At 67.4% G+C, this 26,612-nt stretch carries 28 protein-coding genes, 1 tRNA gene and 1 riboswitch; of the genes, 16 read left to right on the top strand and 13 right to left on the bottom strand.

Annotation, left to right across the window (positions count from 1 at the left end):
- Nucleotides 1-4 precede the first annotated feature (4 nt).
- The 8 genes from GON09_RS14580 to GON09_RS14545 are packed head-to-tail and all read left to right on the top strand — an operon-like array spanning nt 5 to nt 8,343.
- Nucleotides 5-1,183: an MCE family protein gene (locus GON09_RS14580; RefSeq protein ID WP_213932406.1), complete on the top strand. Its 1,179-nt coding sequence runs from the start codon at nt 5-7 to the stop codon at nt 1,181-1,183.
- Between the two features lie 2 nt (nt 1,184-1,185).
- Nucleotides 1,186-2,205, top strand: a complete 1,020-nt coding sequence (locus GON09_RS14575; RefSeq protein ID WP_213932405.1) for an MCE family protein — start codon at nt 1,186-1,188, stop codon at nt 2,203-2,205.
- Complete coding sequence (locus GON09_RS14570; protein ID WP_213932404.1) at nt 2,202-3,260, top strand: MCE family protein; 1,059 nt, start codon at nt 2,202-2,204, stop codon at nt 3,258-3,260. The genes GON09_RS14575 and GON09_RS14570 overlap by 4 nt, the downstream gene beginning before the upstream one ends.
- Nucleotides 3,257-4,582, top strand: a complete 1,326-nt coding sequence (locus tag GON09_RS14565; protein WP_213932403.1) for an MCE family protein — start codon at nt 3,257-3,259, stop codon at nt 4,580-4,582. Before GON09_RS14570 ends, GON09_RS14565 begins: the two co-directional genes overlap by 4 nt.
- The gene (locus tag GON09_RS14560; protein WP_213932402.1) at nt 4,579-5,796 is read left to right on the top strand and encodes an MCE family protein; all 1,218 of its coding nucleotides are present in this window, start codon (nt 4,579-4,581) and stop codon (nt 5,794-5,796) included. Before GON09_RS14565 ends, GON09_RS14560 begins: the two co-directional genes overlap by 4 nt.
- Nucleotides 5,793-7,205 carry an MCE family protein gene (locus GON09_RS14555; protein ID WP_213932401.1) on the top strand — a complete coding sequence of 471 codons (1,413 nt, stop codon included), beginning with the start codon at nt 5,793-5,795 and terminating at the stop codon, nt 7,203-7,205. The genes GON09_RS14560 and GON09_RS14555 overlap by 4 nt, the downstream gene beginning before the upstream one ends.
- Nucleotides 7,205-7,714 carry a hypothetical protein gene (locus GON09_RS14550; RefSeq protein ID WP_213932400.1) on the top strand — a complete coding sequence of 170 codons (510 nt, stop codon included), beginning with the start codon at nt 7,205-7,207 and terminating at the stop codon, nt 7,712-7,714. Before GON09_RS14555 ends, GON09_RS14550 begins: the two co-directional genes overlap by 1 nt.
- A complete protein-coding gene (locus GON09_RS14545; RefSeq protein ID WP_213932399.1) occupies nt 7,711-8,343 on the top strand; it encodes a twin-arginine translocation pathway signal in 633 nt (210 codons plus the stop codon). The genes GON09_RS14550 and GON09_RS14545 overlap by 4 nt, the downstream gene beginning before the upstream one ends.
- Nucleotides 8,344-8,356: 13 nt before the next feature.
- Here GON09_RS14545 and GON09_RS14540 read toward each other — a convergent pair whose 3' ends face one another.
- On the bottom strand, nt 8,357-9,868 hold the full coding sequence (locus GON09_RS14540) for an alpha,alpha-trehalose-phosphate synthase (UDP-forming) (RefSeq protein WP_213932398.1): 1,512 nt from the start codon (nt 9,866-9,868) through the stop codon (nt 8,357-8,359).
- A gap of 38 nt (nt 9,869-9,906) precedes the next feature.
- Nucleotides 9,907-10,116, bottom strand: a complete 210-nt coding sequence (locus GON09_RS14535) for a hypothetical protein (protein WP_213934633.1) — start codon at nt 10,114-10,116, stop codon at nt 9,907-9,909.
- Nucleotides 10,117-10,327: 211 nt separating this feature from the next.
- Between GON09_RS14535 and GON09_RS14530 the strand changes: the two genes are divergently transcribed.
- The 3 genes from GON09_RS14530 (at nt 10,328) to GON09_RS14520 (ending at nt 13,001) form a co-directional block, all read left to right on the top strand.
- On the top strand, nt 10,328-11,128 hold the full coding sequence (locus tag GON09_RS14530) for an alpha/beta fold hydrolase (protein WP_213932397.1): 801 nt from the start codon (nt 10,328-10,330) through the stop codon (nt 11,126-11,128).
- Between the two features lie 248 nt (nt 11,129-11,376).
- Entirely contained in the window at nt 11,377-12,768 is a 1,392-nt protein-coding gene (locus GON09_RS14525) for a lysine N(6)-hydroxylase/L-ornithine N(5)-oxygenase family protein (protein ID WP_213932396.1), read from the top strand.
- A complete protein-coding gene (locus GON09_RS14520; RefSeq protein ID WP_006551884.1) occupies nt 12,765-13,001 on the top strand; it encodes an MbtH family protein in 237 nt (78 codons plus the stop codon). Before GON09_RS14525 ends, GON09_RS14520 begins: the two co-directional genes overlap by 4 nt.
- Nucleotides 13,002-13,010: 9 nt before the next feature.
- Here GON09_RS14520 and GON09_RS14515 read toward each other — a convergent pair whose 3' ends face one another.
- On the bottom strand, nt 13,011-14,717 hold the full coding sequence (locus GON09_RS14515) for a threonine/serine ThrE exporter family protein (RefSeq protein WP_213932395.1): 1,707 nt from the start codon (nt 14,715-14,717) through the stop codon (nt 13,011-13,013).
- A 144-nt stretch (nt 14,718-14,861) separates the two neighbouring features.
- Here GON09_RS14515 and GON09_RS14510 point away from each other — a divergent pair.
- A tRNA-Thr gene (locus GON09_RS14510) sits at nt 14,862-14,936 on the top strand.
- A 106-nt stretch (nt 14,937-15,042) separates the two neighbouring features.
- Here the strand turns inward: GON09_RS14510 and efeB are convergent.
- The 5 genes from efeB to GON09_RS14485 form a co-directional block, all read right to left on the bottom strand.
- The gene (efeB, locus tag GON09_RS14505; RefSeq protein ID WP_213932394.1) at nt 15,043-16,299 is read right to left on the bottom strand and encodes an iron uptake transporter deferrochelatase/peroxidase subunit; all 1,257 of its coding nucleotides are present in this window, start codon (nt 16,297-16,299) and stop codon (nt 15,043-15,045) included.
- Nucleotides 16,296-17,435 carry an iron uptake system protein EfeO gene (gene efeO / locus GON09_RS14500; RefSeq protein ID WP_213932393.1) on the bottom strand — a complete coding sequence of 380 codons (1,140 nt, stop codon included), beginning with the start codon at nt 17,433-17,435 and terminating at the stop codon, nt 16,296-16,298. The genes efeB and efeO overlap by 4 nt, the downstream gene beginning before the upstream one ends.
- 48 nt (nt 17,436-17,483) lie before the next feature.
- Nucleotides 17,484-18,365, bottom strand: coding sequence for an iron uptake transporter permease EfeU (efeU, locus tag GON09_RS14495; RefSeq protein ID WP_213932392.1), 882 nt, complete (start codon nt 18,363-18,365; stop codon nt 17,484-17,486).
- 228 nt (nt 18,366-18,593) lie between these two features.
- Entirely contained in the window at nt 18,594-18,836 is a 243-nt protein-coding gene (locus tag GON09_RS14490) for a hypothetical protein (protein WP_213932391.1), read from the bottom strand.
- Between the two features lie 177 nt (nt 18,837-19,013).
- Nucleotides 19,014-19,487: a general stress protein gene (locus GON09_RS14485; protein WP_213932390.1), complete on the bottom strand. Its 474-nt coding sequence runs from the start codon at nt 19,485-19,487 to the stop codon at nt 19,014-19,016.
- 134 nt (nt 19,488-19,621) lie between these two features.
- Between GON09_RS14485 and GON09_RS14480 the strand changes: the two genes are divergently transcribed.
- On the top strand, nt 19,622-20,239 hold the full coding sequence (locus tag GON09_RS14480) for a TetR/AcrR family transcriptional regulator (RefSeq protein WP_213932389.1): 618 nt from the start codon (nt 19,622-19,624) through the stop codon (nt 20,237-20,239).
- Nucleotides 20,240-20,249: 10 nt separating this feature from the next.
- The gene (locus GON09_RS14475) at nt 20,250-21,119 is read left to right on the top strand and encodes a ribokinase (protein ID WP_213932388.1); all 870 of its coding nucleotides are present in this window, start codon (nt 20,250-20,252) and stop codon (nt 21,117-21,119) included.
- Between the two features lie 21 nt (nt 21,120-21,140).
- On the opposite strand, the gene GON09_RS14470 is transcribed toward GON09_RS14475, so the two are convergent.
- The 3 genes from GON09_RS14470 to GON09_RS14460 all read right to left on the bottom strand — a co-directional run bounded on the left by GON09_RS14470 (nt 21,141) and on the right by GON09_RS14460 (nt 22,645).
- Nucleotides 21,141-21,971: an ABC transporter gene (locus tag GON09_RS14470; RefSeq protein ID WP_213932387.1), complete on the bottom strand. Its 831-nt coding sequence runs from the start codon at nt 21,969-21,971 to the stop codon at nt 21,141-21,143.
- Between the two features lie 34 nt (nt 21,972-22,005).
- Nucleotides 22,006-22,320: a DMT family transporter gene (locus GON09_RS14465; protein WP_213932386.1), complete on the bottom strand. Its 315-nt coding sequence runs from the start codon at nt 22,318-22,320 to the stop codon at nt 22,006-22,008.
- Between the two features lie 13 nt (nt 22,321-22,333).
- A riboswitch (guanidine-III (ykkC-III) riboswitch) is annotated at nt 22,334-22,398 on the bottom strand.
- A 40-nt stretch (nt 22,399-22,438) separates the two neighbouring features.
- The gene (locus GON09_RS14460; protein ID WP_213932385.1) at nt 22,439-22,645 is read right to left on the bottom strand and encodes a hypothetical protein; all 207 of its coding nucleotides are present in this window, start codon (nt 22,643-22,645) and stop codon (nt 22,439-22,441) included.
- A gap of 147 nt (nt 22,646-22,792) precedes the next feature.
- On the opposite strand from GON09_RS14460, the gene GON09_RS14455 reads away from it, so the two are divergent.
- Nucleotides 22,793-23,893, top strand: a complete 1,101-nt coding sequence (locus GON09_RS14455) for an alpha/beta fold hydrolase (protein WP_213932384.1) — start codon at nt 22,793-22,795, stop codon at nt 23,891-23,893.
- Between the two features lie 21 nt (nt 23,894-23,914).
- Here GON09_RS14455 and GON09_RS14450 read toward each other — a convergent pair whose 3' ends face one another.
- The gene (locus GON09_RS14450) at nt 23,915-25,414 is read right to left on the bottom strand and encodes an MDR family MFS transporter (RefSeq protein ID WP_213932383.1); all 1,500 of its coding nucleotides are present in this window, start codon (nt 25,412-25,414) and stop codon (nt 23,915-23,917) included.
- Between the two features lie 59 nt (nt 25,415-25,473).
- On the bottom strand, nt 25,474-25,899 hold the full coding sequence (locus tag GON09_RS14445) for an HIT family protein (protein WP_213932382.1): 426 nt from the start codon (nt 25,897-25,899) through the stop codon (nt 25,474-25,476).
- Between the two features lie 40 nt (nt 25,900-25,939).
- Here GON09_RS14445 and GON09_RS14440 point away from each other — a divergent pair, with 40 nt between their 5' ends.
- Nucleotides 25,940-26,605 carry a nucleoside/nucleotide kinase family protein gene (locus GON09_RS14440; RefSeq protein ID WP_213932381.1) on the top strand — a complete coding sequence of 222 codons (666 nt, stop codon included), beginning with the start codon at nt 25,940-25,942 and terminating at the stop codon, nt 26,603-26,605.
- Nucleotides 26,606-26,612 lie beyond the last annotated feature (7 nt).

Here is a 26,612-nt window from a genome sequence, read left to right as displayed (position 1 = left end):
CGACATGGACACTCCTTCGTGGAAGAAGAAGCTCGCCGCCTTCGGTCTCGTGGGCGGACTCGCCGCGATCGTCGCGGTGGCACTGACGATGTTCGCGGGGGGTTTCACCTCGACGGTCCCGCTCACCGTCACCTCACCGCGGTCCGGTCTGGTGATGGAACCCGATGCCAAGGTGAAGATGCGTGGCGTCGAGGTGGGGCGGGTGGCCTCGATCGAGCACACGCCCGCCGGCGCCGTCCTGCACCTCGACATGCAGCCCGGGCAGATGCAGCTCATCCCGTCGAACGCGCGGGTGGCGATCGAATCCACCACGGTCTTCGGCGCCAAGTTCGTCGACATCGTCGTCCCCGACGATCCGTCGTCCGTGCCGATGCAGGAAGGGGCCGTGATCGCGGCCGACAACGTCACCGTCGAGTTCAACACGGTCTTCGAGCACCTGTCCGACGTGCTCGCCCAGATCCAGCCCGAGAAGCTCAACGCCACCCTCGGTGCGCTGTCGGAGGCGCTCAACGGGCGCGGCGATGCCCTCGGCGCAGCCCTGGTCGAGGCCGACGCGTACCTCGCCGAGATGAACCCGTCGCTCCCGCAACTGCAGGCCGACCTCGTCTCGGCCGCACAGGTCACCGATCTCTACGCCGACACGGCGCCCGACCTCATGACCACGATCGGCAATTCCACCGATGTCGGCAATACCGTCGTCGACGAACAGCAGCAACTCGACCTGCTGCTGATGAACCTCACCGGTCTCGCAAACACCGGACGAGATGTCCTGGGGGAGAACGAAGCACAGTTGACCACCGCACTCGACAGCCTGAGTCACACCACCGGCCTGCTCGGTGAATACTCGCCCGAACTGACCTGCTTCATCGTCGGTCTCAACGACGCCCGGGTGGCGTTCGAGCCGATGGCCGGCACCGGGGAGTACGCGGCCCTGACACTGAGCACGAGCTTCATGGGCGGTGCCACACCGTACAACGACGCCCAGGATCTGCCCGTGGTCGGCGCGACCGGCGGACCCAACTGCTGGGGACTGCCGAACTTCGATCCGCGGCGCGACGGTCATGCGCCGTTCGTCGTGTCGAACACCGGCGAAACGCCGTACAAGCCTGCCACGGAAGCCTGGATCCGGTACCCGACGATCTTCCAGTACCTGTTCGGCGATCATCTCGCGGGCGGGCGGTGACCATGAGAGCGACCACCGTCAAGTTCCTGATCTTCGCGGTCACGATGGCGCTGATCTTCGCCGGGCTGGCCGTCGTGTTCAGCCAGGCCCGGTTCACGGGCACCGAGAACTACCGGGCGACATTCACGGACGTGTCCGGGCTCGGCACCGGCGACAAGGTCCGCATCGCCGGCGTGCAGGTCGGATCGGTGAAGAAGGTCGACATCGGCCGCGACAACACCGCCGAGATCGAATTCGACGTGGATGCGAAGCACACGCTGTTCACCGGTACCCGCGCCACCGTGCGGTACGAGAACCTCGTCGGCGACCGCTATCTCGAACTGCTCGAAGGCGCCGGCAGCGTCGACGTCCTGCCGGCGGGGGGGAGCATCCCGATCGAACAAACGGAACCGGCACTCGACCTCGATCTGCTTCTCGGCGGATTCAAGCCGCTGCTGCAAGGACTCGACGCGCAGCAGGTCAACGATCTCTCCGGCGCACTGCTGCAGGTCTTCCAGGGCCAGGGCGACACCCTGGTGTCGCTGCTGGGCAACACCAACTCGTTCACCAACTCCCTCGCCGACCGCGACCAGCTGATCGGCGACGTCATCGACAATCTCAATGCCGTCCTCGGCACGATCGACGACCACGACCGCGAGTTCGAGAACACGATCGAGCAATTGAGCACGCTGGTCGGCGGATTGGCGGCCGACCGCGACCCGATCGGCGCGTCGATCCCCCAGATCGCAGCCGGCACCGCCGATCTGGCCGCGTTGCTGCAGAACAACCGGCCCGATCTGCAGTCCGTCATCGCCGAGACGAACCGCACCATGACCCAACTCGACCTCGGCAAGGACGACATCAACCGCACACTCGAACGACTGCCCTCCGACTACAAGAAACTCATCCGCGTGGGTGCATACGGTAACTTCTTCCAATTCTTCCTCTGCGCCAATACTTTCAAGTTCTCCGGTCCGGACGGCACCACCATCCGGTACACCACGGCGAACCACGACACGGGAAGGTGTGCGAAGGTCGAATGAGTGCACACCGCGACCCCGACTACATCCGGACCGGAATCATCGGTCTGGCAGTGTCTACCACGATCGTGCTGGCCGGTCTGCAGTACGACCAGCTGCAGTTCCTCTCCGGTGGCCTGAGCTATTCGGCACGGTTCCAGGACGCCGGCGGGCTCGTACCCGGTGACGACGTCATGCTTGCAGGGGTGAACGTCGGCGACGTCACCGATGTACGCCTCGACGGTCAGGCCGTGCTGGTGAGCTTCCGCATCCAGGACGGCATCGGGCTCGGCGACACCACCGGCGCCGACCTCAAGACGAATACCGTGCTCGGCCGGAAGTCGTTGGCGCTGCGGCCCGGTGGCGACGGAGTGATGCGTCCCGGCACGGTGATCGCGATCGAGCGCACCAATTCGCCGTACTCGCTGACCGACGCCCTCGGCGACCTCACGACGACCGTCTCCGAACTCGACACCGACCGGATCAACGACTCGCTCGACGCGCTGTCGCAGTCCCTCGAGAACACCCCACCCGAGATCCAGGGCGCCCTGGAGGGCATGACCCGCCTGTCGCAGTCGATCAACGCCCGCGACGAGTCACTGCAGCAACTGCTCGAGCGTGCCGAGAGCGTGACGGGCATCCTGGCCGAGCGCAGCGACCAGGTCAACGCGCTCATCGTCGACGCGAACGCACTGTTCGGCGAACTGAGCCTGCGCCGCGACGCCATCACCGAACTGATCGCGAACATCTCGTCCGTCTCGCGCCAGCTCACCGGACTCGTGCAGGACAACCAGGCGCAGATGGCACCGACACTCGAGAAGCTCAACCTCGTGACGGCGAATCTGCAGGCGAACAAGGAGAACATCGCCGGAGCACTCGACGGCCTGGGCCCGTACATCAGCGCGCTCGGTGAATCCGTGGCCAGCGGCCCGTTCTTCAACGCCTACGTGTCCAACATCCTTCCGGCTCCGTGGTGGAAGGCAGTGGTGGACAGTCAGGTTGCGCCCGATCTTCTCCCCGAGGATCTTCAGGACGTGATCCCGGACGAGCCCCCGACGATCAAGAGGGACGGCGAATGAGTACCGATTCCGCCGCAACGACCCGCCGACGCCCACCCCTGCTGGTGCCGGCGATCATCGGCGCCGTCGTCGTGCTCGTGCTCGGCGCCCTCGCCGTGTTCGTCCTGCCGGACTTCGGCAAGCGCACGATCCACGCCGAATTCGCCTCCACCAGCGGCCTGTACGAAGGCGACGACGTACGGGTGCTCGGGGTCTCGGTGGGGCGCATCAGCGTCATCGAACCCCGCGACGATCTCGTACGGGTGACGATGAAGGTCGACGACGGCGTCGAGATCCCGTCCGACGCGAGTGCCGTCGTCATCGCTCAGAGCCTGGTCTCGGCGCGCTTCGTCCAGCTCACCCCCGTGTACTCGGGCGGCTCGACGATCGAGGACGGCGCGACGATCCCGATGCAGCGCACGGCCTCTCCGGTCGAGTGGGACCAGATCAAGACCGAACTGATGCGGTTGTCCGAAGCGCTCGGTCCCGAAGAGCTCGATCCGCAGGGATCCCTCGGCCGGTTCATCGACACCGCGGCCGAGAATCTCGAGGGCAACGGGCAGACCGTTCGTGCGGCCCTGCGCGAGTTGTCGGACACGATGCGCACGCTCTCGGAGGGGCGCACCGATCTGTTCTCGACGATCCGCAACCTGCAGACCTTCGTCTCGGTCCTCTCGTCGAGCAACGAACAGATCGTGCAGTTCGGCGGTCGACTCGCGTCGGTCTCGGACGTGCTCGCGCAGAGCTCCGACCAGCTCGGGGTCTCCCTGTCCGAGTTGAACATCGCCGTCGGCGACGTGCAGCGGTTCGTGCAGGACAACCGGGCCGGACTCACCGAATCGGTGCAGCGACTGGCGGATGCGACCGAGGTGCTGGCCCGCAAACGTCCCGAGATCGAGCGGGTGCTGCACTCCGGCCCGACCTCCCTCGCGAACTTCTACAACATCTACAAGCCGGCGCAGGGTTCGCTCACGGGCGCACTCGCGATCAACAACCTCGCCAATCCCGTCGAGTGGATGTGCGGTTCGGTCGCGGCCGCCGCAAACGCGACCTCCGAGCGCAGTGAGGAGCTGTGCCGCCAGCAACTCGGCCCTGTGCTGTCGTCCATCAACGCCAACTACCTTCCACTGCTGGTCAATCCGCTTGCCGGTGTGCAGGCCTTCGATGGCGACATCGTCTACACCGAACCCTGGTTGGAAGGGGCGTCGGCAGGTCGCGGCACCGCGCCCGGGCCGTCGCTCTCGGAGACGGCGGCGCCGCTCGACGGAATTCTCGGCGGTATGCCGTCGCTGCAGGTCCCGCAAGATCTCGGTTCTCTGCTGCAGCCGGGAGGAGGACGATGACCGGCCGATCGATGTTCCGCCGTCTCGGCATCGCGGCCACCGCGGTCGCGGTGAGCACGACACTCACCGCCTGCGAGTGGGACGGACTCAACTCGATTCCCATGCCCGGCACCGCCGGACGCGGGGAGGGTGCCTACGAGGTGCAGATCCAGATGCCCAACGTGACCACCCTGACCCAGAATTCACCCGTGCGGATCGACGACGTCACCGTCGGTTCGATCTCGGCAATCGAACTCGAGGGCTGGCATGCGCTCGTCACGATCTCGCTCGACGAGGACGTCGTCGTCCCGGCGAACTCGCTCGCGCGGATCGGCCAGACGAGCCTGCTCGGATCCCAGCATCTCGAACTCGTGCCGCCTGCCGACGAACCCCCGCAGGGCCGTCTCGAGGACGGCGACGTCATCCCGCTCGAACGCGCCGGTGCGTATCCGACAACCGAGCAGACGCTGTCGTCGCTGTCGGTGGTGCTCAACGGCGGTGGGCTCGCGCAGATCAACGACATCACCACCGAACTGAACGCGGCGCTCGTGGGCCGGGAGAACTCGATCCGGAACCTGCTGCCGCGGCTGGACGAACTGGTCTCCACCCTCGACACGCAACGCGGCGACATCATCGCGGCGCTGGAGGGCATGGACCGGCTGGCCGCGACCGTCGACGACCAGAACGTGACACTCGTGCGCGCCCTCGAGGAGTTGCCGCCCGCGCTGGAGGTGCTCTCGGACCAGCGTTCGAATCTCACCGCCGCGATGAGTTCGCTCGGCGAACTGAGTACCGTGGCCGGCCGGATCGTCGAGACCTCGAACGACGACCTGAAGGCGAACCTCGAAGGGCTCGCACCCACACTGAGGGCCCTGGCCGATTCGGGCAGCGCCTTGACCGAGGTGCTCGGAGTGCTGCTCACCTACCCCTTCCCGCAGGCAGGTATCAACAACATCATCCGCGGCGACTACGCGAACCTCGCGATGACCATCGATCTCAGTCTCGAACGTCTCGACCTGAACTTCCTGTCCGGAACGCCGCTCGCGGGGCGCCTCGCCGGTCCGGAGGGGATCCTCGGCCGCGACGCGGGACTCGCTGCGCAGGCGACGGACCCGTTCCGCGCACCCCTCGAACCGCCTCCGCCGCCACCGCCGGGTCCCGAAGGGAAACTGACGATCCCCGGCATCGGTGAGATCACCATTCCCGGACTTCCCCTGGGGGTGCCCGCGCCATGATGCTCACGCGGTTCGTCCGCATCCAGCTCACGATCTTCGCGATCCTCACGGTCGTCGGACTCGTCGTGATGTCGCTGATGTACGTGCGGCTGCCGTCGCTGTTCGGGGTCGGGCGGTACGAGGTCGTCGTCGAACTCCAGTCGACCGGTGGTCTGTATCCGCATTCGAACGTCACCTACCGCGGCAACACCGTCGGTACCGTCCGCAGCGTCAGCCTGTCGCCGACGGGGGTCGAGGCGTTGCTGTCCATCGACAGCGACGCGAAGATCCCGGCCGATGTGGATGCGGCGGTGCGCAGTGTGTCGGCCGTCGGCGAGCAGTACGTCGACCTCGTGCCCCGGGCCGACGGCGCCGACGGTGAGCGTCTCGCCGACGGCGACGTGATCCCGGCCGACCGCACGATCGTGCCGCAGGAAGTCGGTGCCCTGCTCGACCAAGCCGACGTGCTGCTCGCCTCGATCAGCGACACGCGGCTGCAGACCGTGGTCGACGAGGCGTTCGACGCTTTCAACGGGTCCGGCCCCGAACTGCAGGAACTGATCGACTCCACGCGCCTGTTCGTGCAGGAAGCCTCCGCGAACAGCGCCGAGACACGTCAGTTGATCGATCAGATCGGTCCGTTGCTCGACACGCAGGTGGTCACGAGCGACGCGATCCGGTCGTGGACACGCGACATGGTGACCTTCACCGATCGCCTCCGCGAGAGCGACCCCGACCTGCGGGCCCTCCTCGACACCGGCCCGGGCGCCGCCGCGGAAGCCGAGGCGCTGTTGCAGGATCTGAAACCGACCCTGCCTCTGCTGCTCTCGAATCTGGTGAGTGTCGGCGAGGTGGGTGTCGTCTACAACGCGGGTATCGAACAGATCCTGGTGCTGTATCCGCCGATGACGACGGCCCTGATCACCGCCGCCGGCGACGGCCCGCCCGAGGACGGTGCCGTGGTGGACTTCCATCTGCAGCTGCACGATCCGCCGCCGTGCCTGGCCGGTTTCGTGCCGCCGGAACAGTGGCGCAGCCCCGCCGACACATCCATGGTCGATACTCCCGGAGACGTGTTCTGCCAACTGCCGCAGGACTATCCGAACGCGGTACGCGGTGCGCGGAACTTGCCGTGCATGGAGTACCCGGGCCGTCGCGCACCGACGCCCGACACGTGCCGCACCGGATACAGCCCCACCTACTCGGACAATCCGTGGACCGGGCCGCCTACGCCGGTGGCCTCGGAGAACGTCGCACCCACACCCGCCTCGTACGGTGGGGGAGACGACACGCCTCCCGCAGGGGTTGCCGCGCGACGGATCGATCCGCAGACCGGGACGTACATTGGTCCCGACGGCACCGTGTACACACACGCCGACCTCGGTGGAGATCGGAGCTTGGAGAGTTACATGAAGGCGCAGCAGGGCTGATGGCAGACGAGAGCGACAAGAAGAAACCGATGTGGGCCAGGTTGGTCACGATCATCGCGTCCGTGCTGGTGATCGCACTCGTGGCGGTCGGTGCCTGGCTCATCGTCGACCGGCAGTCCGCGAACGAGCGCGACGAGCGGCGGGAGGCCTTCCTGCAGGCCGCGCGGCAGACGGTCCTCAACCTGACCACCATCAGCGCGGACTCCGCCGACGCCGACGTCGCGCGTCTGCTCGAGGGAGCGACGGGTGATTTCAAGGCCGAGTTCGAAGGGCGCGAAGGGCCTTTCGTGGAGGTCGTGCAGCAGGCCGGCGTCGACACCACCGGTGAGGTCCTCGAAGCGGGCATCCAGAACGAGGACGGCACGTGCGCGTCGTCGCTCGTCGCGTCGCGCGCGATGGTGAGTAACGCCGATCAGGCCGAACCGGAAGCCCGCGACTTCCGTCTGCGGGTGACGATCTGCGACGAGAACGGGAAATTGCTGGCGTCGAAAGTGGAGTTCGTGCCGTGACCGACGAGAAGGGCGAACGCGTGACGCTCGACAAGACGACCGACGAAGCTGTGCCGAGTCGGGCTGTGGACACGGACGGCGGATCCACCACTGCGGAGACTCCCACCGCCGACGCCCCTGCCTCGGACACCACATCGGATTCGCAGGTTTCGTATCTTCCGCACATCGCGATCGGATTGTCGATCGTGGCACTGGTTTTCGCGATCCTGGTGGGCTGGCTCGCCTACGGCGCCGTCCAGCAGTCCGCCGCCGAGACGGCGCGGACCGAGGCGCGTGTCGCGGCGGAGGAACAAGCGGTCGCGATGCTCGCCTACACCCACGACCAGGTGGACGCGCAGACCGAGGCCGCCGCGGAAGGCCTCACCGGCGACTTCCGCGACGAGTACACGAATCTGATGAAGAACATCATCGCGCCGGGTGCCAAGGAGAAAGCGATCAGCGTCCAGGTGAGCGTGCAGGCGTCCTCGGTGGTCTCCGCCGACGCCGACCACGCCGTGACCTTGCTGTTCCTCAACCAGATCACGACGAGTTCGGAGAACCCCGAAGCAGTGAGCAGCGGCAGCCGGGTGCGCGTCGAACTCGACAAGCAGGACGGGCGTTGGCTCGTCAGCCGGTTGACCCCGATCTAGGAGCAGGTGGCTGTCAGGCGGGGTCGGGTTCGCCGACCTCGTCGGGCGCGATCAACGCGCGGCCGGCGCCGCCGGTGTTGGCGAGGGTGTCGAGGAACGACCGGGCCCAGCGGTCGACGTCGTGGGTGAGCACCTGACGGCGCAGGGCCCGCATTCTCTTCCGGCCGTCCTCGCGCGGCACCTCGATCGCGGCGTGGATCTTGTCCTTGACGTCGTCGAGATCGTGCGGATTGCACAGGAACGCATGCCGTAGTTCTGCTGCTGCACCGGTGAATTCGCTGAGCACCAGCGCCCCGCCGAGATCGCTGCGGCACGCGATGTACTCCTTGGCGACGAGATTCATGCCGTCGCGCAGCGGGGTCACCAACATGACGTCGGCGGCGACGAAGAACGCGATGAGTTCGTCGCGGGGGACCGGGCGGTGGATGTAGTGCACCACCGGACGGCCCACCTCGGCGTACTCGCCGTTGATACGGCTGACCGTCCGTTCGATCTCGCCGCGCATGTGGACGTAGGAATCGACCCGCTCCCGGCTCGGGGTGGCGAGCTGCACCATGACGGTGTCCTTCGGGTCCATGCGGCCCTCGGCGAGAAGTTCGTGCACCGCGTCGAGCCGCACGTCGATGCCCTTGGTGTAGTCGAGCCGGTCGACACCGAGCAGGATCTTCTTCGGATTCCCGAGTTCCTTGCGCAGCGCTTTGGCGCGGTCCCGGATCGCCCTGCTCCGCGACTGCTGGTCGAGCCGGCCCGACTCGATGGAGATGGGAAACGCGCCGACGCGCACCGACCGGAAGCCGACCTGGACCACGCCGAGCTTCGACCGGATACCGATGTTGCCGCGCGAGGTCTGCGCTCCCGCAAGACGTCGTGCGAGATACAGGAAGTTCTGTGCGCCTCCCGGAAGGTGGAAGCCGATGAGGTCGGCGCCGAGGAGGCCCTCGACGATCTCCGTCCGCCACGGCAGCTGCATGAACAGTTCGATCGGCGGGAACGGGATGTGCAGGAAGAACCCGATCGTCAGGTCGGGACGGAGCATCCGCAGCATCTTCGGCACCAGCTGCAGCTGATAGTCCTGGATCCAGACGGTCGCACCCTCGGCGGCGGCCTTCGCGGTCTCCTCGGCGAAACGCCGGTTGATCTCGACGTAGGAGTTCCACCATTCGCGCCGGTACTCCGGCCGGACGATCACGTCGTGGTAGAGCGGCCACAGGGTGGCGTTGGAGAACCCCTCGTAGTAGTCGGCGATGTCCTCGGTACTCAACCGCACCGAATGCAGGGTCAGTCCGTCCTCGACGATGATGCCGGACTCGGCGTCGGCCACGCCGGCCCAGCCGACCCAGGCACCGTTGTTCGACCGCAGGATCGGCTCGAGCGCGGTGACGAGCCCGCCGGGGCTGCGCTTCCAGCGGGTGGTGCCGTCGGGAAGCCGTTCGAGGTCGACCGGCAGGCGATTGGCGACGACCACGAAGTCCGACCCGGCGTGCGAGTCGTGGTTCCCCGCTGCGTCCGCTTCGCCTGCTGTCACGTTCTGGTCCTCTTTCGGCGGGGTGGGTGTGGTGCTCGTCAGTGCTTGTCGCTGGGACTGATGCCGAGCATCGACAGCAGCATGCGGCACTCGTCCGCGTTCTCTGCGTAGGCGGCGACGACTCGTTGCGCCTGTCGTGCGGTCTCGTCGGCGACGGGTTCGAGATCCTCGTCGGCGATGTCGTTCGCGGTGGTCGGGTCCGCGGCCATGATGTCCTCCCGGGGTCGCTGCTCTGTGCGAGCACGCATCGTCCTTCGACTCTAGGAGAATCGGACAGCTCGCCGCCACCCGCCTTCCGTGGCCGTCCTGGCGCGGTCCTGCAGTTCTTCGTCGCGGTACCGTAGGACGGTCGTGCTGTGAGCGCAGCGCTCCCGTGTATGTGCAGTGTGTGCTCACAGGGCACGACGTCACGGCGCCGACCCGCGGCGCACCACCGCGCTCTCGTCGAGGAAGGTATTCATGCCCATCGCCACCGTGAACGGCATCCCGCTGAACTACCAGGTCAAGGGGACGGGTGATCTCGTCGTCCTCATCATGGGCACGGGCAGTCCGGGGCGCGTGTGGGACCTGCACCAGGTGCCCGCGCTCGTGAAGGCCGGCTACCGGGTCGCCACCTTCGACAACCGCGGCATCGCGCCGTCGGGTGAGAGCCTCGGCGGGATGACCATCGACGACCTGGTGAAGGACACAGCCGGGTTGATCGAACTGCTCGGCGGTCCCGCCCACGTGATCGGCACGTCGATGGGTGCGCGCGTCGCGCAGGAGCTGGCGCTCGCCCGCCCGGACCTGGTCCGCAAGGCCGCCTTCCTCGCCGGGCACGCCCGCATGGACCAGTTCCAGCTGACGCTCACCGAGGGTGAGCGGCAGCTCTACGACAGCGGCGTCGAGTTGCCGCCGAAGTATCAGGCCGCCGTGACGGCCGTGATGAATCTGTCGCCGGCATCGCTGGCCGACGAGCACACCGCACGGGACTGGCTGGACGTTTTCGAGTTCAGCGGCGGAAAGGTGTCAGCGGGTGTGCGCGCGCAGCTCGGCATGGACCGGGAGTTCGATCGGCGCGCGGCCTACCGCGACATCACGGTGCCGTGCCTGGCCGTCGGGTTCGCCGACGACCGGATGATCCCGGCCTACCTGTCGCGCGAGGTGGCGGACGCTGTCCCGGGTGCGCGTTACGAGGAGATCCCGGACGCCGGGCACTACGGCTATCTCGAGCGGCCCGAAGCGGTCAACAAGATCCTGGTGGACTTCCTGGCTTCGTAAGGGGCCTCCGCAGGGGAAATCTGCAAGCGGGCGCGGTGGAATCGGCGACGATCCACCGCGCCCGTCGTCTGTGGCGTGCACCCGTCTGCGGAAGGCGACGAAGGTCCTCGTGATCGCGGAAGTCGGGACGGCCCCGCGGACCGTCGGGCGCTGGTACGCTCACCGAACAAAGGTTAGCCTGAGCTACCTTCGAGTCTCGTACGAACCGATCACGGGCCGCTCCGGCCCCCTAGTACGGAAGTTGAGTGATGACCGACCGTTCCAGCCTTGTCGCCGATGACGCGGGGAGGTCGGAGGGCAACTCGCAAGGGGACGTCTTCGACCTCGTCGGTATCGGTTTCGGCCCCTCGAACCTGGCGCTCGCGATCGCCGTCGAGGAGCACAACACCGACAATCCCTCCGCGGCGATCCGGGCACGCTTCTTCGAACGGCAGTCGGCCTTCGCCTGGCACCCGGGCATGTTGCTCGAAGGCGCCACGATGCAGATCGCGTTCCCCAAGGATCTGGTCACCTTCCGGAACCCCACGAGCTCCTACAGCTTCTTCTCCTACCTGCACGATCGTGGCCGTCTCGTGGACTTCGTCAATCACCAGACGTTCTTTCCCACACGCCACGAGTTCCAGGACTACCTGCAGTGGGCGGCCACGCGTGTCGCCGCCGACGTCCGCTACGGGACCGAGGTGGTCTCGGTCGAGACCGTCCACAACCACAACGGGGTCGCCGACCTCTTCGCCGTGCAGACCGCCGACGGGAACGTCGTGTACGCGCACAGCGTCGTGGTCGGGGTCGGATTGCGGGCCCGCCTCCCGAAGTGGGCGACCGAGTCGGCCCGCTGCTTCCACAACCACCACTTCCTCTTTCACATCGAGGGCATGCCGGAGCCGCAGCACCAGCGCTTCGTGGTGGTCGGTGCCGGACAGAGCGCCGCCGAGGTCGTGCAGTACCTGCACACGCACTACCCGCAGGCCGAGGTCCACAACATCTTCAACCGCTTCGGATACAGCCCCGCAGACGACAGCCCGTACGCGAACCGCATCTTCGACCCGCAGGTCGTCGACGAGCTGCATGCGGCACCGCTGTCGGAGCGAGAGCGTCTGCTCGCGCTGCACCGCAGCACCAACTATTCGGTGGTGTCCCCGGAACTCATCGAGGCCCTGTACGCGACCGAGTACCGCGAGCGGGTCAGCGGTCGCCGCCGCCTGTTCATGCGTCGTGCCGCGGAGGTCGTGTCGGTGATCGAGAACGACGGTGGAATCACCGTCGAGGTCCGCAACAATCTCGAAGGAGACACCGAGACGCTCGAATGCGACGCGGTGGTCCTCGCGACCGGCTTCGAACCGACATCGCTGCAGCCGCTGCTCGGCGATCTCGCGCCCGAATCTCCCATCCTGTCCGTCGCCCGCGACTACCGTCTGCCGCTGCCCGAGAGCATCACGGCCGATATCTACTTGCAGGGCGGCACCGAGAAGACACACGGTCTGACCGCGTCGTTGCTGTCCAACGCAGCGATCCGCGCGGGGGAGATCCTGACCTCGATCGTCGAACGCCGGGAGCTTCGCCTGCCCGGAGCCGGGGGTGGAATCGACGAGCTTGGTAGGATATCGGACCATCACACCTACGCAACAAGTGAGGCGAGATGAGCACGAATCCATTTGACGACGAAGACGGCCGCTTCTACGTCCTCATCAACGATGAGGAGCAGTACTCGCTGTGGCCGACCTTCGCCGAGGTTCCGCAGGGGTGGCGGGTGGTATTCGGCGAAGAGTCGCGCGCCGCTTGCGTCGAGTACGTCGAGCAGAATTGGACCGACATGCGTCCGAAGAGCCTTCGCGACGCAATGGAAGCCGACGAGAAGGCCCGTCAAGGCAGCTGAACGCTTCCGTCAGATCCGCCGAGAGTCACGCCCGCGCCGAAAGCGCAGCGTGGCTCTCGTCGTTTGTACGGACGATCCGGCCTCCCGGCCCGACGACCCCTGCGAGGTGACGGGGATCGGTCCCGTCGCCAGCGGGCCCGACCCGATCGGGCCGGTGGGTATCGGTCCGGTGGCGATCGGTCCTGTCGCGATCGGCCCGGTTCCGGGAGCGGTGGGTATCGGTCCGGTGTGCAGCGACCCCACCGGTATCGGGCCTGTGACGGGTCCGGGCGCCGGCCGCCACACCGGGCGGTTCTTGTCCAGCCGGATCCGGGGGATCCGCCGCAGCTGCGGGCGGCGCAGCGCGCCGACGCGAAGGACACCCCGCGGGTTCCGGGTGCGGCGGGCGAGCCATTCGCCGAGCGTGACACCGGCAGCGAGCGCACAACCGATGCCGAACGCCGAGAACAGCGCCGTCATGCCGGTAGCCATCTGGTTGCGGAGCATCGCGTAGAGGCCGCGGTAGAGGGCGAGACCGGGCAGCAGCGGCGTGATGCCGGCGACGGCGACGACCAGCGGCGGCGTGAGCGCGCGGCGGGCCATCAGACCACCTGCGAAACCGATCACGGTCGCGGCGAGGGCGGACGAGATGATCGGGCCGAGCGACAGCCCGAGCGCGAGCTGGTAGCCCAGGCTGCCGGTGGCGCCGGCGAGCGCGGCGACTGTGAGGGCACGACGCTCGGCGTAGCAGGCGAGGGCGTAGAACAACGCCGCGGCGGCACCGGCCAGGATCTTCGTCGGCAACTGGGTGAGATCGGGTAGCGCCTCGTAGCTGATGAGGGGAAGTTCGGCGCCGAACACCGAGGCGACCCGCAGCGTCGTCGCGACGCCCGCGATGATCCCGCCCGTCATCATCAGCACCTCGAAGAAGCGCGCCGACGCCGTGATGGGAGCACCGGTGATGGCGTCCTGCACCGAACCGACGAGCGACAGCCCGGACAACAGCACCGTCACCCCGGCCGCGATGATCAGTCCGGGGGATACTTCGACGCCGATGGTCTCCCGTATCCCGTACAGCGTGATCGCGGGGGCCGTGGCGATGATCCCGCCCACCAGATGCTGGAAGAAGAACGGCAGTCCGGCCGCATTCAGTTTGCGGTTGACGCGGTCGATGACGAACGTCGAGCCGAAGGCGACGAGAGCGACGAGCGCGTCGCCGCCGAGGAGCACGGCGATCGACGCGGCCATGGCCGACCATGCGATCGTCGCCACCCAGCGGTTGTACGGATGCGCCTTGGTGGTGATGGCGAGCAGTTCCTCGTGCGCCTGCGCGGGCGAGATCGCGTCGCGGCGGATGCGGCGGGTCAGGCGGTCGACGGCCGCGAGTCGCGTGAAGTCCATCGAGCGGTAGTGCACCACCCGCATCGTGCTCGACGGCGGCATCGTCGGTCCGCGATAGGCCGACAACACGATGGAGTTGTAGGTGACGTCGACGTCGCACTGCGCCAGGCCGTAGGTGGCAGCGACGAACCGCACCTGCTCGGCAGTGTCGATCGCACCCGTACCCGACGCGAGAAGAACCTCACCGACGCGCACGGCGACGTCGAGTGCCTCGGCGACCACCGCGTCGTCGGTCAGATCGATCGGCTGCAGTGGCGCCGGTGCTTCGGTGACCGCGTCGATGGTCGCGCGGCGGGTACCGAGAACCCGATCGAGGAAGTCGTCGAAGCGGCTCACCGTCCGCGGCCTCCGGTACGGCTGAGGGAAACGGAGAAGGCGGGCATGCAATCCACCGTAACGAAGGCGGGTGGGTGCGCGCCGGGAGTGTGACGCGCTATATGATGGCGTCGCTCACGGTCGTCCGCGACCATCGAGTTCAGTGCCTCCTTAGCTCAGTGGTAGAGCACTCGCCTTGTAAGCGAGCGGTCGTCAGTTCAATCCTGACAGGGGGCTCCACCGAGGTTTCCTCGTGCTCGGCACGGAAGGCCCGTCGCAGACAGCGCACGGGCCTGTCTCATGTGGTGGTGCTGTGAACCGCTGCGAAGACCAGGGAGACGCACTGTCAGGCCTCGAACAGCGACCGACCCCAATAGTCTTCACCCGCCGCTCCGGGCGGGCACGCGAACACGGCCGACCCGACGTGCTGGATGTACTCGTTGAGTCCGTCGTGCCGTGCGAGTTCGAGTTGCATCGGCACGAACTGTTCGAGCGGGTTGCGGCAGAAGGCGACGAAGAACAGTCCCGCGTCGAGGTGGCCGAACCCGTCGGATCCGTCGGTGAAGTTGTAGCCACGTCGCAGGATACGGATGCCCCCGAGATGCTGAGCGGACGCGAGCCGCACATGGGCGGTGGTGGGAACGAACGGGCCGTCCGGGCCGCTCGACTCGAGGTCCAGTTCGTCGAATTCGTTCGTCCTGCCGAGCGGTGCGCCTTCCCGCTTGTCACGTCCGATGACTGCTTCCTGCTCGCCCAGCACCGTGCGGTCCCACTGTTCGATGAGCATCCGGATGCGCCGCGCCACCAGATAGGTACCCCCTGCCAGCCACGGCCGGTCGTCGCCGGACGCCACCCACACCGATTCGGTGAGTGCCCGGGGATCCTCCGCCTTGAGGTTGTTGGTGCCGTCCTTGAAGCCGAACAGGTTCCGGGGTGTGGCCTGTGACGTCGAGGTCGAGGAGGTGCGGCCGAATCCCAGTTGCGACCAGCGCACCGATGCCGTGCCGAAGGCGACCCGCGCGAGATTGCGGATCGCGTGGACCGCGACCTGCGGGTCGTCGGCGCACGCCTGGATGGCGATGTCGCCGCCGCTGCGAGCCGGATCGAGGTTGTCGGCGGGAAAGTGCGGGAGGTCCACCAGCGCAGCGGGCCTGAGGTGGGCGAGACCGAAGCGGTCGTCGAACAACGACGGTCCGAAGCCGATGGTGAGGGTCAGCCGGGATGCCGCCAGGTCCAGTGCTTCACCGGTGTCGCTCGGCGGTCGGTATCCGCCGTCGCCGGTCGCGCCGTTCTCGGTGGCCTCGAGACCTGTCGTCATGCGTTCGGCCATCGCGGTCCATGCCGTCAACAATGCGATCAGCTCGTTGCGGTCGCGTGTGGTCACGTCGAAGGTGACGAAGTGCATGCGATCTTGTGCGGGAGTGACGATCCCGGCCTGGTGTTCGCCGCGGAACGGGACCACGGTGCCGGCGGCGACGTCCTCGGACGAGGGAGCGGTGACACGACCGACCACCGCGCCGGTACCGGCGAGAACCGCTCCCGCACCCGCGGCGCCGAGCAACCGGCGGCGCGAGATGCTGGGGGAGGAGTCCGGTCGGGTCATAGTCCTGCGGCTTCCGCCACGATCCCCTGTACCTTGCTGACCTCGGCGGACAAGGCGTCGATCAGCCGTGACAGTTCCTGACGCTGCGGTTCGGTGACGGCGTCGTACGAGACGAAACCTTCACCCTCCCGGTACTGGGCCAGCGCTGCATCGAGATCCGCGAACCGGGCGTCGATGGCAGGACCGAGCGACGGGTCCTGTTCGTCGAGGATGGGCCGCAATGCCGCGATCGCGGCCTGCGAACCGTCGACGTTCGCCTGGAAGTCGTACAGATCGGTGTGCGAGAAGATGTCCTCCTCGCCGGTGATCTTCGACGTGGAGATCTCGTCGAGCAGCCCTTGTGCGTCGCCCGCGATCCGGGTGGGATCGATGACATAGTCCTCCGCGTTCACCAGACCGGCCAGCTCGGCGACGTCGGCGACGAGCAGGTCGGAGATCACACCGGTATCGGGCTGCGGACCGGTCACCCACAGGTCCTTCTCGAGGCGATGGAAGCCTGTCCATTCCTGCCCCGGTTCCAGGTCGGCCTCGCGCAGGTCCAAGCGCGGATCCAGGTCACCGAAGCTCTCGGCTTCGGGTTCGATCCGTTCGAAGTAGGTGCGGGAGAGCGGGAACAACCGCTTCGCCTCGTCGACATCGTTCGCGCGGACCGCCGCCACGAACTCGCCGGTGGTGACGACCAGCGCATCGGCCTGGCTCCTGATGTAGCGGCGGTACCCGTCCGCTGCCTCCGCGAGCTTCCCGTCGGCGTTCGTCGCGGCCTGCGAGTCGCCGGTCACGGTGAACGGTCGACGGATACCGTCGCCCACCATGCCCGGCCGGCACGACAGTTCGTAGTCGCCGGGTTCGGGGATGTTCACGATGAGTTGCCGGGTCAGTCCCGGACCGATGTTCTCGACTTCGCCCAGAGCCCGGTCGCCGGCGGCGAAGACATAGAACTCGGTGACCTTCGAACCGTTGTTGGTGACGGCGAACGTCGAATGTCCCGTGACGCCCTCGGCGGCGGAGACCTCGCAGGACGAATCCGTCGCGGTGACCGACACGGCCTCTGCGTCGGAGGTCGCCTTCTCGGTGCAGCCCGCAACGGCGAACGGAAGGACGGCGGCCGCAGCGAGGAAGCTGATGGTTCGGCGCATCTACGGAACCTTTCGAAGGCGAGATCGTGAGGTCGGGACGGGTGGGGATCAGGTGCCGGCGGGTTGCTGCACCGATCGCGCGTGCCGGTCGGCCGAGACGGGCCGGAGGAAGAGGAACAGGACGATCACCAGATAGGTGAGCCATGCGGCGAACTGGAGGACGGTCGGGTCGGGGCGCAGGTTGAGGATGCCGCCGAGAACGGTGCCGTACCAGCTGCCGGAATCGTAGTGATCGGAGACATCGAAGACGGTCGCCGAGGCACCCGGCAGGACGCCGCCGATCTGCAGGGCCCGCACCCCGTATCCGAGGATTCCTGCGGCCACGACCACGAGACATATCCCGGTGAGCTTGAAGAACTTCGCCATGTCGATCCGGACCGCGCCGAAATACAGCATCACGGACAGCACGACCGCGAGGGCGATGCCGAGCAGGAGGCCGACGAGCGGCCACGGGCTTCCTGCGGTGTTCTCGGCGTATCCGACCATCAGCAGAGCTGTCTCGAGTCCTTCGCGGCCGACCGCGAAGAAGGCGAGCGAGAGCACTGCGGACGGGCCCACGATCAGGGCCTTCTCCATTCCGGACCGCAGGTCGCCGGAGATGGAACGAGCCGCGGTCCGCATCCACAACACCATCACCGTGATGATGACGACCGCGACAACGGACGCGATCCCGGCGGCGATCTCGGCGGCGAGGCCGTCGAGGGTGCTGGTGCCGAAATGGATGATCAGAAAGGTCGCGGCCACCAGGGCGACTGCAGCGCAGACTCCGCACCACACCCATGTGAGTGCGTCCCGGCGCCCCGCGCGGACGAGAAAAGCGACGAGGATCGTCACGACGATGCCGGCTTCGAGGCCTTCACGTAGACCGATCAGGCCGGAGCCGGCCAGCTGAGTGGCTACGGAGGGCACATCGGCGGCGAGCAGCGTCATGAACGCACCTACTCAGGTTAGGCGAACCTTCGATCCTGGAACGCCAACATACACCCGGAAGATGCTGCTGCGGGAGGGGCTTTCGGCGGTCACTTCACGATCGTCGTCGGCTTTCGGGTGAAGTGCCCTTCGCACTGTGTTCCGGCAGGTCGATCACCGGCGCGAGGGTGCGCGGAGCCTCGCGCGCGTCGCGCATGTGAATGCGGAAGTGACGAGATGGATCGTATTTCAGGACTTCGAGGACTCGAATGCGTCCATATCGACGAATATCAGGCGTCCGTCGTCCAGTGCCACAGCCCAGCGGCGCACCGGGGCCCAGTCGCGACCCAGCTTGTCGCCCACGGCTTCCTGTGCAGGACCGAAGTCTTCGACGATCGTGCCGGGACAGGCGTCGTCGCCCGCGATACCCGCGCGTACGACGACTTTCGAGCCCACAGCAGGCTTCGGGGGAGTATTCGACGATCCGGCCATAACTCGAATCATGCCATTCCTGTAAAGAAACGACCGTGTAAACGCGGATTATTCGCGCCGAACCCTCCTCGGCATCCCGGGCGAAATATCCGATTCGCACCCCTTGGGTCGTGCCGAAACGACTTCGCCCACGCCGGGTGGCGTGGGCGAAACCGTCTCGAATCGGAGAAATGACCGTCAGCGCAGCGCGAGCTTCGCGTGTGCCTGATCGGCGAACTCGGAATCGACCATGAGGTCGTAGCGGGTGGCCTCGATGCTCTTCCGCGAGACGAAGTCGCGGCGCCCGCCGGTGCTCCAGTGGGTGACGAAGCCGAGTGATCCTCCCCATACGGCGCCGAATACGACGGCGGCGAGGATCACGGCGGCCATGCCGGCCGCCGGAAGGAACAGCGCCAGGAGCAGGCCGAAGAGCAATCCCGTCCAGATGCCCGCCGCGGCGCCGCGGAGCGCTGCCTTGCCGGTGGTCATCCGGCCTTCGATGTGTTCGACGGTGGTGACTCCCTGCCCGACAACGCGCAGGTATTCGACCGGAAAGCCTTCATCGGACAGGTGGTCGATGGCCCGTTCGACCGCGTCGTAGGTGCGATAGCTCTCGAGGAGGGTTTCGGATTCGGCGTCGTGCGCGGGTGCCGGTGCGTAGATATCTGTCATGCGTTCCCCTATCGTCGACAATTGGAACGATACGCTCATCGTAGCGTATCGTTTCGTAGTGTTTGATTCGGGGTCGCCTTTTCGGGAGACTCGGGAATCCTGCGGGTATATGCCCGCGCGAGGAGGATGTAGACATGGTGGGCGAGGCCGAGACGGAGTCCGTGGCAGTGACGTCGCGACGTCCCGTCAAGGAGCGCGCCGGGACGGACGCACGCATCGTGAAGGCTGCGCTCGAGATCCTGCGTCTGCACGGACCCAACCGCGTCACCGTGGAAGCGGTCGCGGCGTTGTCGGGGGTCGCGAAGACGACGATCTACCGGCGCTATGCCAATCGCGAGGAGATTCTCGACGCGGCACTGCATTCGCAGGTGGCCTCGCCATGCGTTCCCGACGGGCTGTGCGTCTACGACCGTGTCAAGTGGACCCTCGAACTGATCCGCCGTGGGCTGTCGAACGAGGTGGGCATGGGGAGCGTCAGCGCGCTGCTCACCGACCAGGAACCGGGCTTCACGGAATCGATCCGCGAGATCATCAACGCCCGGAGCGAGGTCGTCGCCGACGTGCTCCGCACCGCGATCGACTCGGGCGCGCTCCGCAAGGACATCGACGTCGACACCGCCGTCTCGATGCTCGTCGGTGCGTACCTCGGCGCCTACCTGCGTCACGGTGAGGTGGGAGAGTCCTGGGCGGACGAAGTCGTCCACATCGTCTGTCCCGAACTCGAACCGGACACGAAGGTGCATCGGCCGTAGGCTCGACCACGTGACCGGGTCGAGTCGATGCGTCGTGGCGGTCGTGGGATCCCTCAACCTCGACCTGACGGTCGTCGTGGCGCGCGCTCCCGAAGAAGGGGAGACGGTGCTCGGCCGGCACCTGAGAACCTATCCGGGTGGCAAGGGCGCCAATCAGGCCGTCGGTGCGGCACGACTCGCTTCCACCGCCATCGTGGGGGCCGTCGGCAGCGATCACGCCGCCGACGTGCTGCGGGGCGTTCAGCAGAAGGCCGGGGTCGATACTTCTCACCTCCGCACCATGCCGGGACCGACCGGCCGGGCCGTCATCGTCGTCTCCGACGACGGGCAGAACCGGATCATCGTCGTTCCGGAGGCCAACTCGCTTCTGAAGGCCGAGGACGTCATCACCGCCCTCGATGCCCTCGATCCCGCGGTGGTGCTCACCCAACTCGAACTGCTCCCCGCGGTGACCTGGGCCGCTGCCCGATGGGCGCACGATCACGACCGCCGGTTCGTGCTCAATCCGAGCCCGGTCGTCGACCTGGACGACCACGTCCTCGCCGGCGCCGACCCGCTCGTGCTCAACGAGCAGGAAGCCCTGCACTACGCGAACCTTCCCGCCGGCACCCCCTTCGACGACGTCGTCACCCGCCTGCTCGAGCAGGTGCGAACCGTGGTGATCACCCGTGGCGGGGAGGACGTCGTCGTCGGAACCGAGGACGCGATCGAACACCTGCGGGTCCCGCAGGTCGACGTCGTCGACACGACTGGGGCCGGCGACCATTTCGCCGGCACTCTCGCCGCCCTGCTCGGCACCGGTGAGGACCTGCTCGCGGCAGCGCGCCGGGCGTCGGCCGACGCTGCCAGGCTGGTCGCATCCCGGCGTGCCGACCGCTGAAGCAGCAGCGGAACGCCCACCTCAGGGTGGTGGAAGCAGTTCGCCCTTGCTGCTGCGCAGCCACCGCCCGGGGAGCCGGCCCGCGAGATCGCCGAGCGGACCGACGGCCCCGCGCAGCAGCTCGACCGTTTCCTGCAACATGTCGATGCTCGCGTTCATCTGCGAGATACCGGGCGTGAGGTGCGCGAGTGTCTCCGAGAGCGAGACGATCTGATCGAGTGGACCGCCTTCGGCGAGCAGCCGTTCGAGGGCTCCCCGTTCGGAGAGCAGCACGTCGAGCACGCCCCCCTCGGCGAGGGCGCGCTCGACGACCCCGCCGGGCCGGATCGCCACGTCGACGATGCCGCCCGGTGCGGTGAGCCGTTCGACGGCACCGTCCTGGGCGAGCAGTCGTTCGAGCGGACCGTCGTGTGCCGTGAGGCGATCGAGCAGACCACCTTCGGACACGAGACGGTCGAGGGCGCCGTCGTCGGCAAGGATCCGGTCGAGCGGGCCACCCGGTGCGGTGAGCCGGTCGACGGGGCCGCCCGGTTCGAGCAGCCGGTCGAGCAGTCCGCCCGGCTCGGTGAGCCGATCCACGGTTCCGCCCGGTGCGAGCAGGCGGTCGAGCGGACCGCCGGGACGCAGGGCATGGCCGAGTCCGCGGTCCTCGGAGGTGAGCTTCGAGATCTGCTGCAGCAGGCCCACCGAACTGCGGGTGTCGGGCAGGCCGACCGCGCCGAGCGCGGAGTAGGTCGTGGGCGACACCGCGACCCGCACGGTGCCGACGACCGTCTCGGCGACGCTCAGGGCGGTCTCGGCGGCGGTCAGACCCACACGCACCGGCAACACGAGTACGGACCCGAGGTTCATGGAACCGACTGTAACGGTCGGTGCACGCGAACGGTCAGTGCACGAGTTTGAGTCCGACGACGCACAGCACGATGCCCGCGATCAGGACGATCTTCAGCAGTGACGCCGTCTCGGTGCCGGTGACCATCGCGTAGCCGACCGTGAGCGCGGCGCCGATACCCACCCAGATCGCATAGGACGTCCCGACCGGCAAGGTGCGCAAGGCATACGCGAGTCCGGCCATGCTCAGGACGAGGGCGACGAGAAATACCAGCGTCGGAGTGAGCCGGCTGAAGCCGGCCGATCTGCCGAGGGCGGTGGCCCATACGGCTTCGAGGACACCCGACAGGACGAGAACGATCCAGGCCATGACGTACAACGCTCCTGCACCGTCTTGTCGCTGGCCGGGTACGGTGCGCTCGTCCGGGAGGCCGACTACGGCCGCCTCCATCGAGGTTAGGAATTCCGGACGAGGATTGGCAAATTGCTCAGGACACGCGCAGCAGCTGCGATTCCTGCGCAACCACCGTGCACGAGCATCCGCCGTCCAGTTCGGTGCATTCGATAACGAGGGTGTGCCGCACGATCTCGAGGTCGACGCAGTCGGGATCGGTGCAGTCCCCCTGCGTGTCGGCGTGGATCACGAGGGTGCCGTGGCAATGGTCGAGATCGTGATTGCATCGTGAGCACGTCATGACCCCCTTGATAGCACCGCGGCCGGACGGCGTGTGGGCGCGGGGCGTGGTGCCGTCCGGTTCGTCCGGTGAGCGAGTCTCGACGTCCCACGACTATCGTGAGCACGCACAACGAACGGGTGCCGGCGACTCGGGGAGGAGTCACATATGGGGATCACGGATGTGGTCGGGAAGGCTGCGCGGAACGCGTGGTCGTTGTTCGTCGCCGACGGCATCGCGCCTCCCCATCGCACTCCCTCGGTGATCGTCGGAAACGGCCGCCACCGGACACTGCGACGTTTCGGACCGGAGAACGTCGGTCCTCCAGTGCTGCTCGTGACCCCGCTCGCCGCGTCGCCCACCTGCTTCGACCTGATGCCGGGGCAGAGCCTCGTCGAGCACCTGCTCGATCTCGGCCGCAGCGTCTTCCTCGTCGAGTACGGCGAGATGACCTCCGACGACCGCGACCTGGGGCTCGAATTCTGGATCGACGACGTGATCCCCGAAGCGATCGCCCGCACGTCCGAACTGTGCGGGAACCGCGAGGTGGACGTGGTGGCGTGGAGTATCGGCGGCACGCTGGCGATGCTCACCGCGGCGGCACATCCCGACCTGCCGATGCGATCGCTCACCGCCTTCGGCAGTCCGCTCGACTACTCCGCGATCCCGGTGATGGCGCTGCCTCGGCTCGTCGGCCGGTTCGTCGCCGAGCCCGCACTCGGTCTGCTCGACGCGGTCTTCGGCGGGGTACCCGCACCCATCGTGCGCACTGCCTACCGCCTCACCGCGATCGAACGCGAGATCCACCGCCCGTGGTTCGTGGCGACACATCTCACCGATGCCGAGACGCTCGCGCGGATGGAACGCGTCGACCGGTTCCAGGACGAGATCCACGGCTACGCCGGGCGTGTGTTCCGTCAGCTCGCGACGAGCGTCACCATCGACAACGAACTCGCCACCGGACGTCTGCAGCTCGGCGACCGGGTCGTCGACCTCGCCGATGTCGCGGTGCCGGTGCTCGCGCTCGGCGGCAAGGACGACGTGCTCGCCCCGATCCCTGCGGTCGAGCCCGTCACGAGGCTGCTCAGCGGCACACAGGTGCGCTTCGTCCGCGTCCCGGGAACGCACCTCGGCATGCTCACCGGCAGCGCCGCCCGCGACACCTCATGGGTAGAACTGGACGTCTTCCTGCGCGAACCCCACACGAACAGCAACGCGCCGGCCGCCACGCTTCCCGTCGAACAGGACATCGTGACGACCGGCGCGTGAATCGTTGCGTCGCCCGGTCGGCTAGTGCGTTCCGGCGACTTCGGGGACCGACGTCTCCACTTCGTCCGGCTCGGGCTCCGCGGCCCGCCGGACGAACAGCGATCCGACGACGGCGACCACGGCGATCACCGCGCCCCACGTGAACGCTTGGTGGACACCGTCCGCGAGCGCGCCTGCGGGATCGTCGGCGCTCTCGGCGCCCGCGACCGTCGTGCGGGTCAGCACCGTGATGAACAGCGCCGTACCGGCCGCACCGGCGACCTGCTGCATCGTGCTCACGATGGCACTGCCGTGCGAGTACAGCCGACGTGGCAACGCACCGAGTGCCGAGGTCAGCAGCGGCGAGAACATCAGCGCGAGGCCGATGTTGAGCAGCACGTGCCAGGCGATGACCGTGCCGGTCGTGGTGGCCGCGTCGAAGGTCGTCATGCCCCACATCGCGACGCAGGCGATCAACGCGCCCGGTGCGACCAGCGGCCGCGGACCGAAGCGGTCGAACAGCCGTCCGACGATGTAGCCGAGCAGACCCATCGCCAGGCCGCCGGGCAGCAACATCAGGCCGGTGGCCAGCGTCGACTGCCCCAGCACGTTCTGCAGGTAGATCGGCAGCAGGATGAGGGTGCCGAACAGCGACATCATGCTCACCGACACGAGCGCCACCGCGAGCGAGAACGCCGGGGTGCGGAACGCACGCAGGTCGAGCAGGGCGCCGTCGCCGAGTCGGAGCTGACGCAGGACGAAGATCGCGAGTGAGGCGAGTCCGACGACCAGCGGCAACCACGGCGGCAGCAGCGGATCGCCTTCGGCGGCTTCACCGAGGCTGCTCAGACCGAAGACGAGACCGCTGAAGCCGAGGGCGGACAGCACCACCGACGGTGCGTCGAGCGGCACCGGAACCGGTTCGGTGACGTTGCGGATCCAGCTCAGGCCGAGCGTCGTCGCGACGACCGCGATCGGCAGCACCAGCCAGAACATCCACCGCCAGCTCAGCTGGTCGAGCACGACGCCACCGATGGTCGGGCCGACCGCGGGGGCGACGGCGATGACGATCGAGATCACGCCCATCGTGCGCCCGCGGCGCTCGGCGGGCACCAGGTTGAGCACCGTCGTGAACAGCAGCGGAAGCATCACCGCGGTGCCCACGGCCTGGACGACACGGCCCAGCACGAGGACAGGGAAGATCGGCGCGATCGCGGCGATCAGGGTGCCGATCAGGAAGCTGCCCATCGCGATCGCGAAGACCGTGCGCAGCGACAGGCGGGTGAGCAGATAACCCGTGATGGGAATGACGACGGCCATGGTCAGCATGAACGCCGTGGTGAGCCATTGGGCGGTGGCCGCGCCGACGTCGAACTCGACCATCAGCTTCGGCAGCGCGACGCTCATGATCGTCTCGTTGAGGATGACCACGAACGCGGCCCCGACGAGGACGGCGATCAGCAGACCGGCTCGCGGTGCGACAGCGGCCTGCGGCTGGGGCGCACCGGCCGGGGCAGGAGGACTCGGTGGAGTGGAAGACACGAGGAAGTCAACGGGATACCGGTCGGAATTGTTCCGCCGGCATCCCGTCGACAGGAAGATCAGTCCGGGACGTGCGCGCCGTGACCCTGTTCGCGAAGGGCGTCCTTGATCTTCTGCTGCGCGCGGTCGAGCGATTCGGGCGACGGATCCTTGTCGGCCGTCGCGAAGTCGAAGTCGCCGAGGGAGTAGGCAGGGAAGACGTGCACATGCAGGTGAGGGACTTCCAGACCCGCGATCATCAGGCCGGCGCGCGGGGCGTCGAAGGCGGCGGTCACGGCGCGACCCAGGATGCGGGCGACGTCGTTCACCTTCGCCGAGAGGTCGTCGTCCACGTTCTGCCAGTGGTCGACCTCCTGCCGCGGCACGACCAGCACGTGTCCTTCGGTGAAGGGGTTGATGGTCAGGAACGAGACGACGTCGTCGTCCTGCCAGACGAAGCGGCCCGGCAGTTCACCGGCGATGATCTTGCTGAATACGGAAGCCATACCGGGGAGGATAGGTGACGACGGTCGTATCGTCGGGCTCATGGGAGGCGAGGGAAACGTGCGAGAGGCGCCGCTGCGTGTGCTCGTCGACGAACTCGTCACGCACGTCCTCGTGGGGCTTCCCGCGGACCGGCGCACGGTCGTCGGGCTGTGCGGGCCTCCGGGTGCCGGGAAGAGTCGTGCCACGGCCCTGCTCGTCTACGCGCTGCGGTGCGCGGGCGTGTCCACCGGCCAGGTGCCGATGGACGGCTACCACCTGTCCAACCGGCAGCTCGACACCTTCGGCGCGCGCGACCGGAAGGGGGCGCCCGACACCTTCGATGTCGCAGGTTTCCGCGACATGTTGAGCCGGGTGCGGCAGTGCCGCGGCGAGACGATCTACGCCCCCGACTTCTCCCGGCCGCTCGACGAACCGATCGCGGCGGTGCACGCCGTGCCGCCCGATGCGCAGGTGATCGTCACCGAGGGCAACTATCTGATGTTCGAGACCGGGGGATGGGAACACATCCGCCCGCTGCTCGACCTCGTCATTTATATCGACGCGCCCCGCCGCACGCTCACGCGACGTCTCGTCCGCAGACACCGTCACCACGGACGGGACGACGACGGGGCACGCGAATGGGTGCGCACCGTCGATCTGCCGAATGCGGAAGCCGTCCAGCGCACCCGCTCCCGCGCCGATCTCGTGTGGAGACCGGTCCCGTAGTCTGTCC

The organism is Rhodococcus sp. B50 (genome assembly GCF_013602415.1).
In the GTDB taxonomy this organism is placed as follows: Bacteria; Actinomycetota; Actinomycetes; order Mycobacteriales; family Mycobacteriaceae; genus Rhodococcus.
Note: the sequence above shows the minus strand (reverse complement) of the source record. Positions and strands in the feature narration are given on the sequence as shown.

Coding starts and splice junctions, on each gene's coding strand:
- GON09_RS14580 (WP_213932406.1), top strand. CDS start 5: ATGGACACTCCTTCGTGGAAGAAGAAGCTCGCCGCCTTCGGTCTCGTG.
- GON09_RS14575 (WP_213932405.1), top strand. CDS start 1,186: ATGAGAGCGACCACCGTCAAGTTCCTGATCTTCGCGGTCACGATGGCG.
- GON09_RS14570 (WP_213932404.1), top strand. CDS start 2,202: ATGAGTGCACACCGCGACCCCGACTACATCCGGACCGGAATCATCGGT.
- GON09_RS14565 (WP_213932403.1), top strand. CDS start 3,257: ATGAGTACCGATTCCGCCGCAACGACCCGCCGACGCCCACCCCTGCTG.
- GON09_RS14560 (WP_213932402.1), top strand. CDS start 4,579: ATGACCGGCCGATCGATGTTCCGCCGTCTCGGCATCGCGGCCACCGCG.
- GON09_RS14555 (WP_213932401.1), top strand. CDS start 5,793: ATGATGCTCACGCGGTTCGTCCGCATCCAGCTCACGATCTTCGCGATC.
- GON09_RS14550 (WP_213932400.1), top strand. CDS start 7,205: ATGGCAGACGAGAGCGACAAGAAGAAACCGATGTGGGCCAGGTTGGTC.
- GON09_RS14535 (WP_213934633.1), bottom strand. CDS start 10,116: ATGCGTGCTCGCACAGAGCAGCGACCCCGGGAGGACATCATGGCCGCG.
- GON09_RS14530 (WP_213932397.1), top strand. CDS start 10,328: ATGCCCATCGCCACCGTGAACGGCATCCCGCTGAACTACCAGGTCAAG.
- GON09_RS14525 (WP_213932396.1), top strand. CDS start 11,377: ATGACCGACCGTTCCAGCCTTGTCGCCGATGACGCGGGGAGGTCGGAG.
- GON09_RS14520 (WP_006551884.1), top strand. CDS start 12,765: ATGAGCACGAATCCATTTGACGACGAAGACGGCCGCTTCTACGTCCTC.
- efeB (WP_213932394.1), bottom strand. CDS start 16,299: ATGACCCGACCGGACTCCTCCCCCAGCATCTCGCGCCGCCGGTTGCTC.
- efeO (WP_213932393.1), bottom strand. CDS start 17,435: ATGCGCCGAACCATCAGCTTCCTCGCTGCGGCCGCCGTCCTTCCGTTC.
- efeU (WP_213932392.1), bottom strand. CDS start 18,365: ATGACGCTGCTCGCCGCCGATGTGCCCTCCGTAGCCACTCAGCTGGCC.
- GON09_RS14490 (WP_213932391.1), bottom strand. CDS start 18,836: ATGGCCGGATCGTCGAATACTCCCCCGAAGCCTGCTGTGGGCTCGAAA.
- GON09_RS14485 (WP_213932390.1), bottom strand. CDS start 19,487: ATGACAGATATCTACGCACCGGCACCCGCGCACGACGCCGAATCCGAA.
- GON09_RS14480 (WP_213932389.1), top strand. CDS start 19,622: ATGGTGGGCGAGGCCGAGACGGAGTCCGTGGCAGTGACGTCGCGACGT.
- GON09_RS14470 (WP_213932387.1), bottom strand. CDS start 21,971: ATGAACCTCGGGTCCGTACTCGTGTTGCCGGTGCGTGTGGGTCTGACC.
- GON09_RS14465 (WP_213932386.1), bottom strand. CDS start 22,320: ATGGCCTGGATCGTTCTCGTCCTGTCGGGTGTCCTCGAAGCCGTATGG.
- GON09_RS14460 (WP_213932385.1), bottom strand. CDS start 22,645: ATGACGTGCTCACGATGCAATCACGATCTCGACCATTGCCACGGCACC.
- GON09_RS14455 (WP_213932384.1), top strand. CDS start 22,793: ATGGGGATCACGGATGTGGTCGGGAAGGCTGCGCGGAACGCGTGGTCG.
- GON09_RS14445 (WP_213932382.1), bottom strand. CDS start 25,899: ATGGCTTCCGTATTCAGCAAGATCATCGCCGGTGAACTGCCGGGCCGC.
- GON09_RS14440 (WP_213932381.1), top strand. CDS start 25,940: ATGGGAGGCGAGGGAAACGTGCGAGAGGCGCCGCTGCGTGTGCTCGTC.